This is a genomic window from Variovorax sp. AB1(2024) (assembly GCF_037482385.2).
In the GTDB taxonomy this organism is placed as follows: Bacteria; Pseudomonadota; Gammaproteobacteria; order Burkholderiales; family Burkholderiaceae_C; genus Variovorax.
The window spans coordinates 4,586,856-4,602,132 of sequence record NZ_JBBHKP020000001.1; the positions used below are offsets into that span (position 1 = coordinate 4,586,856).

General features: G+C 69.7%; 8 protein-coding genes. 2 read left to right on the forward strand and 6 right to left on the reverse strand.

The features are described from left to right. Positions 1 to 73 precede the first annotated feature (73 nt). Positions 74 to 1,108, forward strand: a complete 1,035-nt coding sequence (locus WIX39_RS21430) for an AraC family transcriptional regulator (protein ID WP_409195787.1) — start codon at positions 74 to 76, stop codon at positions 1,106 to 1,108. Between the two features lie 32 nt (positions 1,109 to 1,140). Here WIX39_RS21430 and WIX39_RS21435 read toward each other — a convergent pair whose 3' ends face one another. Then, the gene (locus WIX39_RS21435; RefSeq protein WP_409195788.1) at positions 1,141 to 7,956 is read right to left on the reverse strand and encodes an autotransporter-associated beta strand repeat-containing protein; all 6,816 of its coding nucleotides are present in this window, start codon (positions 7,954 to 7,956) and stop codon (positions 1,141 to 1,143) included. 187 nt (positions 7,957 to 8,143) lie between these two features. Between WIX39_RS21435 and WIX39_RS21440 the strand changes: the two genes are divergently transcribed. Beyond that, the gene (locus WIX39_RS21440) at positions 8,144 to 8,731 is read left to right on the forward strand and encodes a GbsR/MarR family transcriptional regulator (protein ID WP_081267011.1); all 588 of its coding nucleotides are present in this window, start codon (positions 8,144 to 8,146) and stop codon (positions 8,729 to 8,731) included. Between the two features lie 54 nt (positions 8,732 to 8,785). Here the strand turns inward: WIX39_RS21440 and cydX are convergent, their stop codons facing one another. The 5 genes from cydX to cydD are packed head-to-tail and all read right to left on the reverse strand — an operon-like array spanning position 8,786 to position 15,167. Next, positions 8,786 to 8,935, reverse strand: coding sequence for a cytochrome bd-I oxidase subunit CydX (cydX, locus tag WIX39_RS21445; protein ID WP_081267010.1), 150 nt, complete (start codon positions 8,933 to 8,935; stop codon positions 8,786 to 8,788). A gap of 18 nt (positions 8,936 to 8,953) precedes the next feature. After that, on the reverse strand, positions 8,954 to 10,108 hold the full coding sequence (cydB, locus tag WIX39_RS21450; protein WP_409195789.1) for a cytochrome d ubiquinol oxidase subunit II: 1,155 nt from the start codon (positions 10,106 to 10,108) through the stop codon (positions 8,954 to 8,956). Then, complete coding sequence (locus WIX39_RS21455; protein ID WP_409195790.1) at positions 10,105 to 11,724, reverse strand: cytochrome ubiquinol oxidase subunit I; 1,620 nt, start codon at positions 11,722 to 11,724, stop codon at positions 10,105 to 10,107. Before WIX39_RS21455 ends, cydB begins: the two co-directional genes overlap by 4 nt. Before the next feature lie 42 nt (positions 11,725 to 11,766). Continuing rightward, positions 11,767 to 13,482 (reverse strand): thiol reductant ABC exporter subunit CydC, encoded by a 1,716-nt coding sequence (cydC, locus tag WIX39_RS21460; protein WP_106934004.1) that lies wholly within the window; start codon positions 13,480 to 13,482, stop codon positions 11,767 to 11,769. Beyond that, positions 13,479 to 15,167: a thiol reductant ABC exporter subunit CydD gene (cydD, locus tag WIX39_RS21465; RefSeq protein ID WP_106934003.1), complete on the reverse strand. Its 1,689-nt coding sequence runs from the start codon at positions 15,165 to 15,167 to the stop codon at positions 13,479 to 13,481. The genes cydC and cydD overlap by 4 nt, the downstream gene beginning before the upstream one ends. Between the last annotated feature and the right edge of the window lie 110 nt (positions 15,168 to 15,277).

Consider the following 15,277-nt stretch of genomic DNA (forward strand, 5'->3'; position numbering starts at 1 on the left):
CCTTTCGCTTCGATCGCATTGCAGAAAACGTCAATCGACACGGTGGCATGCTTGGGGCCTGATCGCTGCGCCCATGCTGCAACCGCCAGTCACCATTCCGATCGCCTTCGTCCAGGGCATGCTCTCGGGCATCCGTGCCCGGGGCCAGGCCGCGCCCGTCGATGCGAACGCGGCGCTGGAAGACGCGGGCATCGCGCCCGCGCTGCTCGACGCGCCGGGCGCGCGCGTCACTGCGGAGCAATACGTGGCGCTGTTCGCGCTGCTGATGGAGCGGCTCGACGACGAGGCGCTGGGCTTCCTCTCGCGCCGCCTGAAGCGCGGCAGCTTCGCGCTGATGACGCGCGCCACCCTGGGCGCGCCCAACTTCGAAGTGGCGCTGCGCCGCGTGGCCCATACCTTCGGCCTGCTGCAGGACGACCTGACGCTGGTGCTGCTGCACGAAGGGCCGCTGGCCGGCTTCGGCCTGCGGCTGAACGATCGCGCTGCGGTGCAGCAGAACTTCCTGCACGAGCTGATGCTGCGCGTGTACTGGCGGCTGCTCGCCTGGCTGCATGGCGGCCGGCTGGCGGCGCGGCGCTTCGATTTCGGCTTCGAGCTGCCGCCCTATGCGGACGGCTACGCCAAGGTGTTCCCGGGGCCGCTGCAGTTCGGCCAGCCCTGCACGGCCGTGTGGTTCGACGCCGGCGCGCTGCGGACGCCGGTGCATCGCGACACGCAGGCCATGAACGTGTTCCTCGCGGCAGCGCCGGCCAACGTGATACTGCCCCGGCTGGCGGAGCAGGCGGTGAGCGCGCGGGTGCGCTCCGTGCTGCAGCAGAACCGGCCGGCATGGGCCGACCTCGCGACGGCCGCGAGCAGCCTGCACATGTCGGTCAGCACGCTGCAGCGGCACCTGGCAACCGAAGGCACGTCGTTCCAGTCGCTGAAGGACCAGCTGCGGCGCGACCTTGCCATCGTGCGGCTCAACACCAGCACCGTGCCGCTCGCGGCGCTGGCGGAAGAGCTGGGCTTCGCGGACAGCGCCGCGTTCCAGCGGGCCTTCAAGGCCTGGACGGGCGGCGCGCCGGGCTCGTACCGGCGGCGCCGCGAAGCGGGCTCCGAGGAGTAGCCCGCTTCGTCGCGTGATTCAGCCCCCGGCCGTTACCACTTCACCCGCACGCCCAGCGAGCCGTTGATGCCGCTCCTGACCTTGGTGTCGCCACCCGAAGACCACAGCTTGCCGATTTCGCCATAGAGGCTTGTGGACTGGTTCAGCGTCAGCGTGAAGCCGCCCGCCAGTTCGGTGCTGGTGCCGCCGATCGGCGCCGCGATGTCGGTCGAGGTCGCGCCGTTGACGAAGCGCGCCACGTCCGTGCCACGGGAAGTCTTGTAGACGTTCACGCGGCCGTACGGCTGCAGCATGCCCATGCCGGTATCGATCTCGCCCTTGACCCGCACGCCCGCACGGGCCAGCCAGCCGCTGTCGACCTGGGGCTGGACCACCGCGCCCAGGATGGCCGAGTTGCTCAGGTCCATGTGCTGGTGGATCAATTGCAATTGCGGCTCGACGGTCCATCCGCTGGCGCCGATCGGGAAGGCCTGGCCCACTTCGATAGAGCCCAGCAGGCTGTTGCCCTTGCCGGCCGCGCCGATGCCCATCAGCGGCTCGACCGTGTAGCGGTGGCGGCCCGACTGCACCACGGCGTCGGCATAGAAGCCGCTGTCGCTGGTGTAGGTGCCGTACACGCCCACGTACTGGCTGCGCAGGTCGTTGCGGCCCACGCTGAGGTTGCTCACGCCGCTGGCATAGCCGCTGACACGCGCATCCCCGTCGAGCTGGCCGACGTAGATGCCGGCGCGCCAGTTGGGCGTGGCGAGCAGGTCGGTGCCGGCCTGGAAGCCGGTCAGGCGGCCCTTGCTGGTGGGCGAGACGGTGCCGCCCTGCTGGATGTCGATGTCGGTCGACAGCACGCGGGCCCAGGCACGGCGGTCGGAGCCGGTCGCGCTGGGCGCGGTGCCCTTCACGTCGTCGTCGCCCACGCGCTTGCGCACGTCGCCCAGCATCGCGAGGCTGCCCTGGCGCAGCTGGTTGGGCAGCGCGGCGTAGAGCGAGGTCTCGGGACGGTAGTAGGTCACGCCCTTCTGCGCCGAGCGCAGATACCAGTTCTCGCCCTGGCCGAGCGCGTCGGCGGCGTACAGGCGGTACTCGAAGGCGCCGGCATCCACGTGGCCGCCCGCGAGCGAGAACGCGTCCTTGGTGGTCTGCGCGGTGGTCTTCGCGCCGTTCTGCGCGGTGATCACCTCGATGCCGTTGCCGTTGGTCAGCGCGCCCAGGCCGCCGATGTTGGTGATCTGCACCGTGGTGTTGCCGCTGGCCGAAGCGGCGGGGCCGTTGAGGATCAGCCGGTCCGAGGGCGGGCCGTTGAAGTACAGCGTGGTGCCGAGCTTGAGCACGCCGCCGTTGCCCACGTACGCGCCGTACACCGTCAGCGTGGTGCCGGGCACGGTGCCCACCAGCGACACGGTGCCGCTGTTGCTCAGCGAAGCCACGGTCTGGCTGTAGCCCGCCAGGTCCAGCGTCGCGCCCGCGGCCACGTTGTGCGCCGAAGCGGCGCTGAAGGTGTTGGCCGCGCCGGCACGCAGCGTGCCCTGCGCCACGTCGGTCGCGCCGGTGTAGCTGTTGGCGCCCGACAGCGTCAGCGTGCCGGTGCCGATCTTGGTGATGAAACCCGCGCCGCTGATGGCGCCGCTCAGGCCGGCGTCGAAGGTGCCCGTGTCGATGATCGGGTCGCTGTTGCCGGTGAAGCGGATCGCGTTGGCAATCGTCATGCCGGGCGCGGTGAAGCCGATCGCGGTGCCGTCGTCCATCGCCAGTTCGCCGGTGCCCAGCGCCTGCGCGTTGCCGAGGTTCAGGCGCCCCTTGAGCAGCGCGGTGCCGCCGGTGTAGGTGTTGGCGCCCGACAGCGTGAGCGTGCCCGTGCCTTCCTTCACCAGCGAGCCGCCGACGCCCGAGATCACGCCCGAGATTTCGGTGCTGGTGTTCAGGCCGCCCGTGGTCAGCGCCTTGTTGCCCAGCAGCACGCGGCCGCCGCCCTCCAGCGAGCCGATGGAAGTGCCGGCCGTGGTGAGGCCGCGGATGTTGACCACCGCGCCCGTCTTGTTGACCACCGTGGCCTGCGCGGCCGTGGCGCGGTCGCGGATGTCGAGCGAAGCGGTCGCTTCGTTGACGATGGTCGCGCGGCCGGCCGAGCCGTCGTCCCAGATGTTGGTCGAGCCGCCCGCAGAGTTGACGATGCGTGCATTGCCCGCGGTGGCGTTGTTCCACACCGTGACGCTGCCGCCGCGGTTGTCGAACACGGCATCGCCCGCCGTCGAATTGCCGGCGAAGGTGACGCTGCCGCCCTTGTAGTTCAGGAAGCTCGCGCGCCCGGCCGAGGTGTCGTCCCTGAACTCGATGGCGCCGCCGTTGATGCCGGGGCTGGCGGCGGCGGTGGTGAAGCGCAGGTCGCCCGCGCCGGCATTGCCGGTGAAGGCCAGGTAGCCGCTGGCATTGACGTTCACCGGGCCGGTGCCCAGCGCGCCGCTGACGCTCGCGCTCACGCTGCCGGCGTCGATGCTGGTGCCGCCGGAGTAGGTGTTGGCGGTTGCCAGCGCCAGGTCGCCGGTGCCGATCTTGCGCAGGCTGCCCGAGCCGCTCATCGTGCCGCCGAAGGTGCCGTCGGTCGACTGGTCGAAGGTGACGTTGGCGTTGTTGACGATCTCGCCCTGCAGGCTGGTGGTGTTGCCCTGCAGCACGCCGGCCGACACGACGGTGCCGCCGGTGTAGTTGTTGGCGCCGGTCAGCACCAGCGTGCCGTAGTCGTCCTTGGTCAGGCCGCCCGCGCCGGTGAGCTGCGAGGCGATGGTCGCCGTCATCGAAGCGCCAGAGCGCGTGCCGTCGCCCACCTTGATGACGGTGTGTGCGTTGCCCAGCGTCAGCGCATCGCCCTGCACCACGTAGCCGTCGGAGAAGAACTGCGCGCCGCCGATGCTGATGTCGCCGCCGCTGTTGTCCACCGTGACGGTGCCCGCGGTGCCGCCGAACATGGCGAACTGGTTGGGCTTCCAGGTGGCGTTGTAGCCGCCTTCGCTGTTGGTCCAGGTGTCGTTGGGGCTGCCGGGGCTGCCGATGCGCCAGGTGCCCGAGCCGCCGCCCACGCTGCCGTTGTTGACCGTGTCGCCGCCGTCCCAGAAGCCGAGCTGCACCCCGGTGCTGTTGATCAGGTTGACTTCCTTGGCCACGCTGGTCTGCACGTACAGGTCGCCAGGCGTGACGGGGGTGTTGCCCATGTTCAGGCCGTTGTCGGTCAGCGAGCCGGTGTACTTGACGAGGCGGTACAGCCCCGGGCCGAAGCTGCCGCCGGCCGTCTCGGTGACGTTCAGCGTGCCGCCGAGCACCAGGTTGCCGTTGACCTGCACCAGGTCGTTGAGCGGGTCTTCGCCGACGGCGCCGAGGCGGTAGTTCAGGAACGAGCCCTTGTCCATGCTCAGGTCGCCGATCGTCAGGGTGCCGGGGCTGTTGCCCGGCGCGAGCGAACCGCCGCTGGCCACGTTGACCGCGCCGCTGATGGTGCCGCCGCCGGCCAGCGTGGCGCCGGCGCCGACCTGCACGCTGCCGGAGCCGGTCGCGCTGCCGCTGGTGTTGTTCACCCGCAGCGTGCCGCCGTTCACCGATGTGTTGCCGGTGTAGGTGTTGGCGCCGGTGATCTCGAGTTCGCCCGCGCCGTTCTTGGTCAGGCTGCCCGCGCCGCTGACGGTGCCGGTGAAGCTCGAGTCGTCGGAGCGGTCGAAGACCAGGTTGCCGTTGGCCGTGACCGCGCCCGAGAGCGTGCCGCTCTTGCCGCCGTTGCCGACCTGCAGCGTCGCGCCCTTGCCGATGGTGGTGCCGCCGCTGTAGCTGTTGGTGCCGGCCAGGATCAGCGTGCCCGTGCCGTTGTCGCTCAGGCTGCCGGTGCCGTCGATGTCGCCGGCCACGGTGTAGCTGTCGGAGCGGTTGAACACCAGCGCGGCGTTGTTGGTGATGTTGCCGGCGATGCTGCCCTTGGTGCCGCCGTTGCCGACCTGCAGCGTGCCCGCGTCGATGGTGGTGCCGCCGCCGTAAGTGCTGGTGCCGGTGAGCGTGAGCTTGCCGGCGCCCGACTTCGTCAGGCTGCCGGTGCCGGTGATGCTGCCGGCATATGCGATGTCGTCGGAGCGGTTGAACTGCAGCACGCCGTTGTCGACGATGTCGCCGCTGATGCTGCCGGTGGTGCCGCCGTTGCCGACCTGCAGCGTGCCCGCGTCGATGGTCGTGCCGCCGCCGTAGGTGTTGGTGCCGGTCAGCGTCAGCGTGCCGGCGCCGCTCTTCACCAGCTTGCCCGCGCCCGCGATGGCGCCGCCGAACAGGCCGCTTGCGATCGTGGTGGCCTGCGCGCTCTTGAAGCCGGTCTGCAGCGTGCCGGCGCCCTGGATGTTGCGGATGGAGACGTTCTGGCCGTTCAGGTCGAGCGTGGCGCCGCCGTTCACGGTGGTCGAGGCGATGTTGCCGAGGACGCCGCTCATCAGCGTCCCGCTGCCCACGCGCAACGTGCCTCCGGCAACGACCACGGCGGCGCTGCTGTCCACCGTGGCGCTGTTGATTGCAACGTTGACGACACCGGTCTCGGTGGCGCTGCCGAAGGTGGCGGTGGCGTTCGCCCCCAGGTTCAGCGCGCCGCCCAGCGTCAGCGTGCGGTTGGTGGCGGCGCCGACGGTGCTGGCCGTTCCGGCCGCGAAGCTCACGCCGTTCGAGAGGGTCATGGTCGACGTCGCGGCCAGCTTGCCGCCGGCCATCGTCAGGCCGCCGCTTCCGAGCGCGTTGGCCGCCGCAACCTGCAGCGTGCCGCTGTTGACCCTGGTGCCGCCGCCATACGTATTGGCGCCCGAGAGCGTGAGCGTGCCCGTGCCGCTCTGGGTCACGCTGCCGCTGCCGCTGATGGTGCGCGTGAAGTTCGTCGCATTGGAGCGGTTGAACACGAGCGCCGCGTTGTTGGTGATGTTGCTGTTGTCGATGCTGCCGGTGGTGCCGCCGTCGCCCAGCTGCAGCGTTCCGCCGCTGATGGTGGTGTTGCCGGTGTAGCTGTTGGCGCCGCTCAACACCAGCGTGCCCGCCGTCGTCTTCACGAGCTGGCCGGTGCCGGTGATGGAGCCCGAGAAGTTGCCCGATTGCACCGTGGTGGTCTGGGCGGGGAAGTTGCCGGTCCGGGTCTTCAGCGTTCCGGCGCCCTGCAGGTTGCCGATGGTGACGTTGTAGCCGTTCAGGTCCAGCGTGGCCCCGGTATTGACCGTGGTGGAGGCAACGTTGGGGAAGATCGTCGCGGCGCGGGTGGCGTCCGCCACCTGCAGCGTGCCGCCGGCCACGACGACCGCCGCGGTGCTGGAGACGATGGTGGTGCCATCGTCCAGGCGGACGGTGCCGGTTTCGGTCGTGCTGCCGAAGACGGCGGTCGCACTGCCGTTCAAGGCCAGGTTGCCATCGATGTCGAGCGTCCGGCCGGTGGCGGCGGCCACGGTGCTGCGCTGGCCGGCCGCGAAAGCCAGGCTGTTGGTCAGGCTGAGGCTCGACGTGGCGGCGAGCTTGCCGCCGTCGAGCGTGACCGTGCCGGAACCGAGCGCGCCGGCGGTGCCGATCTGCACCGTGGTGCCGTTCCTGATGGCGGTGCCGCCGGCGTAGGTGTTGGTGGCGCCCAGCGCCAGCGTGCCGCCGCCGTCCGCCGTGAGGCTGCCGGCGCCGGAGATGACGCCGTTCATGGTGAGCTGCGCGGGCGTGGCGCCGGTGCCGTCCACCTTGACCGCGAGGTTGCCCGTGGGCTGGAACTTGCCCGTCAGCGTCCACTTGCTGCCGCTGGCGGCATTGATGCTCGAGAAGCCCTGGAACGCGGCGTCCTCTGTGTTCGTGCCTTCCAGGAACAGCTTGTTGCCGGTGCCTTGGGCGACCACGCCGCCGTTGAGCACCGAGCCGGCCTTGAGAGTGAGCGAGTTGTTGCCGCCGCCCAGCTGGATCGAATTGGCGCGGGTCGACTTGTCGCCCGCCAGGCCGCCGGAAATGGTGCCGCTGTTGACGATGGTGAGATTGCTGCCGACGATGCCGGCCCCGCCCTGCGCATACGCGCCCAGCTGCGTGCCGCCCAGCGCGCCGCCTTCGCCATTGCCGCCCGCGCCGCCGTAGACCGTCGCCCTGGTGACGGGGTGGATTCCCCGGGTCGCCAGGCCCGTGCCGCCGTTCCCGCCCGTGATGGTGCCGGCGTTGGTGATCGTCACGCCGCCCACGGGCACCACCAGCACGCCCGCGCCGCCGCCGCCGCCGGCACCGGTCAGCGACGATGTGTTCGCGACCACGCCGCCGCCGTTGCCGCCATTGCCGCCAACGAGCGACCCCGTCGCCTTGACCTCGAACGACTGGGTGGCGAGCACGCTGCCGCCGCCACCACCGCCGCCACCGCCGCCCGGGTTCGAGCGGTTGTAGCCGCCGGTGCCGCCGTTACCGCCGTTGCCGGCCGTGATCGTGGCGGTGACAGGAACGAAGCCGGTCCGGACGGAACCACCGCCGCCGCCGCCGCTGCCGTCCAGCCTGTCCGGGGTGAAGCCGCTCGCCGCCGAAGTGCCGTTGGCTCCACTGGTGCCGAGGGCGCCGCCGACGGCGCCTGCGGCCGACTGATCACCCTGCCCTCCGTGGCCGCCCACCCCGGTCGTGCTGTTGCCCGCCGTTTGCCCCGCGCCGGAACTGCCGTTGACGAGGAAGCCACCGCCACCGCCATCACCCCCTGCGAACGAAGGCCCCGCCAGCATCAGCAGAGATGTCGCACCCGCCGCCAGCGCCACCGCGCGTTGGCTCTTCTTGCCGCGGGCATGGGTGTTCTCCGAAACAGCCACCCAGGCGCCGAGCGCCGAGTTCCAGATGCTGCGATGAGCTTTGTTCATTGTTTTTTAGCCTTTGAAAGGGGTTGCTGATGCACCAACGAAGTGCAAGTGGTCAGTGATTGTTTATTTTTGTTAACTAACTGCTTCCTGGATATAACCAATATTGGTTATTTGTTAACCTTTCGTGCTTCCGAAGTTTTCGGAAACTTCCGGAAATACAGCACGGCCCGGCGCGACAATCCGGCCCATGGCCACCTCTTCAGACCTCCCGCCCCTCAACCGCCAGTTCGTCGCCCACTTCGGCGAAATGGGCAGCAAATGGGGCATCAACCGCACCGTCGGGCAGATCTACGCGCTGATCTTTCTGTCCGAGCGCGCGCTCAACGCCGACGAAATTGCCGAGCTGCTCGAGTTCTCGCGCTCGAACGTCAGCATGGGCCTGAAGGAACTGCAGGCCTGGCGGCTGGTGCACCTGCGCCACCACGCGGGCGACCGGCGCGAATACTTCGAGGCGCCTTCGGACGTGTGGGAAATCTTCCGCGTGCTGGCCGAGGAACGGCGCCGCCGCGAGATCGAGCCCACGCTGTCGATGCTGCGCAACGCCCTGCTCGAATCACCCACGAGCGACGCCGAGCGCCACGCGCAGGAGCGCATGCGCGAGATGCATGACCTGATCGACAGGCTGATGAAGTGGTTCGACGACGTTCAGCGGCTCGCGCCCGAGACCGCCATGAAACTCATGGGCATGGGCGCGACGGTGACGAAGGTGCTGACGCTCAAGGACCGGATCACGGGCGGCGGCGCGTCGAAAAAGAAAAATCCCGCGGCCGACTGAAGCCGTCGGGACCGCGGGATCTGCTGCGGATGGGCGGCACTGCCGCCCCGGAGGCTAGAGCCGCTCCTGTCCTTGCGACGATTCAGGCGTCTCGAGCTTGGCCTTGCGAACGGCATCGTCGTCCATGAGTTCGTACCACATGGCGTTGAGCACGGCGAAAGCGGCTGCCAGCGGCAGGCCGAGGATCCAGGCGAAGTACCACATCTTTTTTCCTCCGTTCGTTCAGTAGGCGTGTCCGCTCTCGTCGCGGATGGCTTGCTCGTCGACCTTGCCCCAGAGCACGTGATAGACCCAGCTGGTGTAGGCCACGATGATGGGAATGAAGAAGGCCGTGACCACCAGCATGATGAACAGCGTGAGGTGGCTCGACGACGAGTCCCACACCGTGAGGCTGGCGCGCGGGTCGATCGACGACGGCAGGATGAACGGGAACATCGACGCGCCCACGCTCAGGATGATGCCGGCGATGCCGAGCGCCGCCGTCAGCAGCGCGAGCACCGGGCGGCGCAGCGCGAGGCCGAGCAAAGCGCCCAGCGCGCCGACGAAGCCGGCCGCCGGAGCCGCCAGCGTCCACGGATGCGCCGCGTAGTTGGCGGTCCATGCGCCGGCATGCAGCTCCACCGTCTTGAGCATCGGGTTGGACGGCCCCACCGCATCGACCACGCTGCTGATGCGATAGCCGCCGATGCTCGTGGCCAGCAGCACGCCGCCCAGCGCATACAGCGCGACGGTGAGCCCGGCGGCAACCATGCCGTAGCTGCGCGCACGCTCGGCCACCGGCCCCGCCGTCTTCAGCAGCAGCCACGCCGCGCCGTGCATCACCAGCATGGCCACCGACACCAGCCCGCACAAGATGGCGAACGGATTCAGCAGGCCGAAGAAACCGCCGTCGTAGAAGATGTGCATGTCGTTGTCGAAGCGGAACGGCACGCCCTGCAGCACGTTGCCCACGGCCACGCCGCAGATCAGCGCGGGCACGAAGCCGCTGAAGAACAGCACCCCGTCCCAGCGCGCGCGCCACTGCGGCGACTCGCGCTTGCTGCGGAACTTGAAGGCCACCGGCCGCAGGATCAGCGCCGTGAGAATCACGAACATCGCCAGGTAGAAGCCCGAGAACGACACGGCGTACAGCTGAGGCCACGCAGCGAAGACCGCGCCGCCGCCCAGGATCAGCCACACCTGGTTGCCTTCCCACACCGGACCCACGCTGTTGATGACGACGCGCCGCTCGATGTCGTTGCGCGCCGCAAAAGGCAGCAGCATGCCGCTGCCCAGGTCGAAGCCGTCGGTCACGGCGAAGCCCACCAGCAGCACGCCGATCAGCAGCCACCAGATGGAGCGCAGGGTGTCGTAGTCGAGGAGTGTGTGGAGGGTCATGCTGCGCTCCGTGCGGAAGGAGAAGGAATGGCCGCGCCCGCGTGGGCCGGCGGAATGTGCGAGAGCGTGTCGCCCTCGTCGGGCGCATGCTCGGCCTCGGGCCCCTTGCGGATGGCCTTGAGCATCAGCTTCATCTCGATGACGAGCAGCGTGGTGTAGATGGCGATGAAGCCCGCGAGCGTGAGCAGCAGCGTCTTCACGCCGAGGTTCGACACGGCCACCGCGGTCGGCAGCACGCCTTCGATCACCCACGGCTGGCGCCCGAACTCCGCCACCAGCCAGCCCGACTCGATGGCGATCCACGGCAGCGGGATCGCGAACACCGCGAGCTTCAGCAGCCAGCGGTGGCTGTCGAGCTTGCGGCACGCCGACAGCACGAAGAAGGTGCCCGTCAGCAGGATCAGCAGCATGCCGATGCCCACCATCACGCGGAACAGCCAGAACAGCGGCGCCACCTGCGGCACCGTGTCCCACGCCGCCTTGGCGATCTGCTCGTCGGTGGCCTGGCGCGGGTCGTCCACGTAGCGCTTGAGCAGCAGCGCATAGCCCATGTTGATGCCGTTGTCCTCGAAGTCCCCGCGCACGCCCTGCGTCACCTTGCCGGTGCCGCCTGCCTCGCGGATCTTCTGCAGCGCGTCGTAGGCCTTCAGGCCCTGCCGGATGCGGACCTCGGCGCGCTTCACGAGCTCGTCGATGCCGGGCATCACCGTGTCGAGCGAGCGCGTGCCGATCAGCCCCATCACCCCGGGGATGTGGATGGCGTAGTGCGTCTCGCGCGCCTCCTGGTCGGGGAAGCCGATGACCGTGAAGGCGGCAGGCGCGGGTTGCGTCTCCCACATGGCCTCGATGGCGGCGAGCTTCATCTTCTGGTGTTCGCCCGAGAGGTAGCCGCTCTCGTCTCCGAGCACCGCCACCGACAGCGCGGCGGCCAGGCCAAACGAAGCCGCGACCGTCATCGAGCGCTTGGCCAGTTCGAGGTGACGGCCCTTGAGCACGTACCACGCCGACACGCCCAGCACGAACACCGCCGCGCACACATACCCCGCCGACACGGTGTGCACGAACTTGGCCTGCGCCACGGGGTTGGTCAGCACGGCGGCGAAGTCGGTCACTTCCATGCGCATGGTCTGCGGGTTGAAGGCCGCGCCCACCGGGTTCTGCATCCAGCCGTTGGCGATGAGAATCCACAGCGCCGAGAAGTTGGAGCCGATGGCCACGGCCCAGGTGGCGATCAGGTGGCCCACCTTCGAGAGCTTGTCCCAGCCGAAGAAGAACAGCCCGACGAAGGTCGCCTCCATGAAGAAGGCCATGAGCCCTTCGATGGCCAGCGGCGCGCCGAAGATGTCGCCGACGTAATGGCTGTAGTAGCTCCAGTTCATGCCGAACTGGAACTCCATCACGATGCCGGTGGCCACGCCCATCGCGAAGTTGATGCCGAACAGCACGCCCCAGAATTTGGTCATGTCGCGCCAGATCACGCGCCCGGTCATCACGTAGACCGTCTCCATGATGGCGATGATGATCGAAAGCCCGAGCGTCAGCGGCACGAACAGGAAGTGATACAGCGCCGTGACGGCGAACTGCAGGCGCGATAGCGCAACGATGTCGAGGTCCATGAGATCTTCCTTTGTGTTCCCTGTTTTCTGTTTTTCTTCGGTTCAATCCGGGCGCAGGCCGCGCAGCACCGCATCGAAGGCATCGCTTCCGCGGCGCAGGTCGGCAACGATGCGGCCGTGCCGCATGCACACGAGCCGGTCGGCCAGCGCGGCCTCGCGGCGCAGGTGCGTGGCGATCAGCAGGGTGCGCGTTCCGGCGTGTTGCGCGAGGCACTGCAGCACGTCGTGCGCGACGGCGGCGTCGAGCGCCTCGGTCGGTTCGTCGAGCAGCCACAGCGGCACGGGGCGCAGCAGCAGGCGGGCCAGCGCGAGCCGGCGCGACTGGCCGCCGGAAAGGCCCAGGCCGCCTTCGCCGAGACGGGTGTCGAGGCCGGTCGAGAGGGCACGCACATCGGCGTCGAGGCCGGCGGCTTGCAGCACGGCCCACAGGCGCTCGTCGCTCGCGGCGGGGTCGGCCAGGCGGAGGTTGTCGCGCAGGCTGTCCTGGAAGAGTTCGGTGCGCTGGGTCAGCAGGCAGGCCGGCTGCGCGCTCACATGGCCGGCTTGCGGCGTGAGTTCGGCGGCGACGGCAGCCAGCAACGTCGACTTGCCAGCGCCGCTCGCGCCGACAACCGCGACGCGCTCGCCGGCGCGCAAGGTGAGCGACACGTCGCTCAAGACCTCCGTGCGGCTGCCGGGGTGCGCGACGCTGACGTTCTTCAACTGCAACGCGAAGGGCGCATCGCCTTCGGGCTTCGCCGTCGCTGCATCGTCGTCTGAAGACGCCATGCGCGGTGCGAGGCGCCGCACCGCAAGCCAGGTGCGCCCGGCATCGAGCGCGCCACGGCGCAGCGCCGCGAAAGGCTCGGTCGCCGTGAGCGCCACCAGCAATGCCAATGCAGCCGCCGGTGCACCGATCAGACCCTCGCTGACGAGCGTTCCAACGATGAGCAGCACCCCAACGAGGGTCAGCGTGCCCGCGCTGCCGTAGGCGAAGCCGGAAGCGGCCTCCAGCCGGTTCAATGCGAGATCGGCCTTGGCGAGTTGCGCATCGGCGCGCATCAGCGCCTCGCGCTGCGCGTCGATGCGGCCTGCCATCACCAGGTCGGTCTGGCCCGCGACGAGATCGACCGCTCGAGCGCGCAAGGCTTCGATGGCGTGCGCGCGCCGAATGGCAGGCCAACGAGCGCGCCGCGCCACGAGCAAGGCAATGCCCCATCCGCTGATCACCAGCCACAGCGCCAGCGCCGCGCCCAGCGCCGCATTCATGAAGCCGAGCACCACGCCCGCGAGCAACGCCGCGCCCAACGCCGCGGCAGCGGGCACCAGCAGGCGCAGGTAAAGCGATTCGAGCGCATCGATGTCCGACGTGAGGCGGAACAGCAGGCGCGCCGGACGCATCAGCAAGGCGCGCGCCGCATCGGGCCCCGCCCAGCCACGGAACAGGCGCACGCGCAGCGACGCAAGCACGCCGAAGGTCGCGTCGTGCGTGACGAGCCGCTCGCCGTAGCGCGAAGCCGTTCGGCCCAGTGCGAGCAGCCGGATCCCGGCCGAGGGCATGAACACGTCGAAGGTGAAAGCCGTGGCCGCATGCAGGCCGGCCAGTGCTGTGGCCGTGATGAACCAGCCGGAGAGGCCGAGCAGCGCCATCCCCGCAAGCACGGTGACGGCAGCAAGCAGGCCACCCAGCAGCAGCGCGCGGGGCTGTTCGGCGAAGAAGGGGCGCAGCACCAGCCGCAGCTCGCGCCACTGCGCAGTGTTGTTTCTGCGGGCGCTCATGCGGCCTTCTCCATGGCTTGGGCGCCGAGGCTCACCACGCGGTCCATGCGCGCCGCGAGCGCGGGGTCGTGCGTGGCGACGATCAGCGTCTTGCCGCGTGCCAGTTCGACCAAGGCGTCGGCCACGCGGGCGGCGGTCTCGGAATCGAGGTGCGCGGTCGGCTCGTCGACCAGCAGCAGGTCGGCGTGCGGATGCACCGCGATGCGGGCCAGCGCAAGCCGCACGGCCTCGCCCCCTGAAAGGCCGCGCCCGCCCTCGCCCAGCGCCGTGCCGGGATGCGCCTGCGCCACGGCGTCGAGCGAGGCGAAGCGCATGGCCTCGGCCACGCGGGGCGTGCCGACGTCCTCGCGGCCCAAGGCCACATTGGCCTCTACCGATCCGGCGAAGACGTGCGGCGCCTGACCCATCCACGCCATGCGCTGGCGCAGCGCGGCAACCGTGTGATCGGTGAGCGGCACGCCGCCGATCGAGATCTCGCCGCGCGCCGCCGGCACGAGGCCCGCGAGCAGCGACAGCAAAGCCGTCTTGCCCGAGCCGCTGGGCCCGGCCAGCGCGATGTGTTCACCGGCCGCAACGCGAAGCTCCAGGCCGTCGAAGACCGGATTCGTTTCTCCCGGCCAGGAGAAATGCAGGCCGTGGACGGCGACGGCGGGCGCGGCGCCGGCGGCGCCCGTGGCCGCACGCTTGAGCGACGCGCTCGCGCCGGGCAATGGCAGCGTGTTCTGCTGCAGCCCATCGAGCGCCTGGAGTGCCGCCTCGCCCGCCGCCCGGTCGTGCCACACCGCCGACAGCTCGCGCAGCGGCTCGAAGAAAGCCGGCGCCAGCAGCAGGACGAACAGCCCCTCGCCCAGGCTCAGCGTTCGCCCCCAGGTCCCGAAGCCGAGCGAGCCCAGCAGGTGGAAGCCGACATATGCCGCCACCATCGCCACGCCCAGGGCCGAGAAAAGCTCCATCACGGCCGACGAGAGAAATGCGATGCGCAGCACCGACATCGTCCGCACGCGCAGCGACTGCGCGGCATCGCCGAGCCGGTGCGCCGTGGCGTCGACGGCATCGAGCGCGCGCAGGGTCGCCAGGCCGCGCAGGCGGTCGAGCAGGAAGGCGTTCATGCTGCCCATCTCGACCATCTGCGCCTCGCTCGCGGCCTTGGCGCGCCAGCCGACGATGGCCATGAAGATCGGGATCAGCGGCGCCGCGACCAGCAGCACCAGCGCAGCCACCCACGAGAAGCAGGCCACCGCGCCAAGAATGAAGACCGGCACGACCGTCGCGCGCCAACGCGCCGGCTGGTAGCGCACGAGGTAAGGCACCAGCGCCTCCGCCTGTTCCGCAAGCACGCTGGCGGCCTTGCCCGAAGGCGCGCGGCCCCGGTCCAGCGGAGATCCGTCGGCCAATGCCTCGGCCGTCTGCGCGCGCAGTGCGCTGAGCCGGGCCCGTGCGCGGCCGAAGGTCCGGCGTGCGCCCCAGGCCTCGCAGGCGGCGCGCAACAAGCCCAGCAGCAGGATCGCGCCGGCCGGCAGCCACACCGCGCGAAGGCCCTGCCCCGACGCCAGCCCCTGCACCGCCATCGCCAGCAGGGCCGCCTGCGGCAGCCAAAGCAGCGCGGCAGCGCCTTGCACCACCCCGCCGACGTCGGGCGACGCGAAAGCCTTCAACGGCGATCGGGGGTGCGAGTGCTGGGCCATTCCTTGTTTTCTTGGATTTTCAGTATTTACTGAAATTTCCACAATCATACCGGAGACGGGAGCCACTGACGAGCCCGCAGACTGCACGGTCCGGCGCTCGAACGCAACAC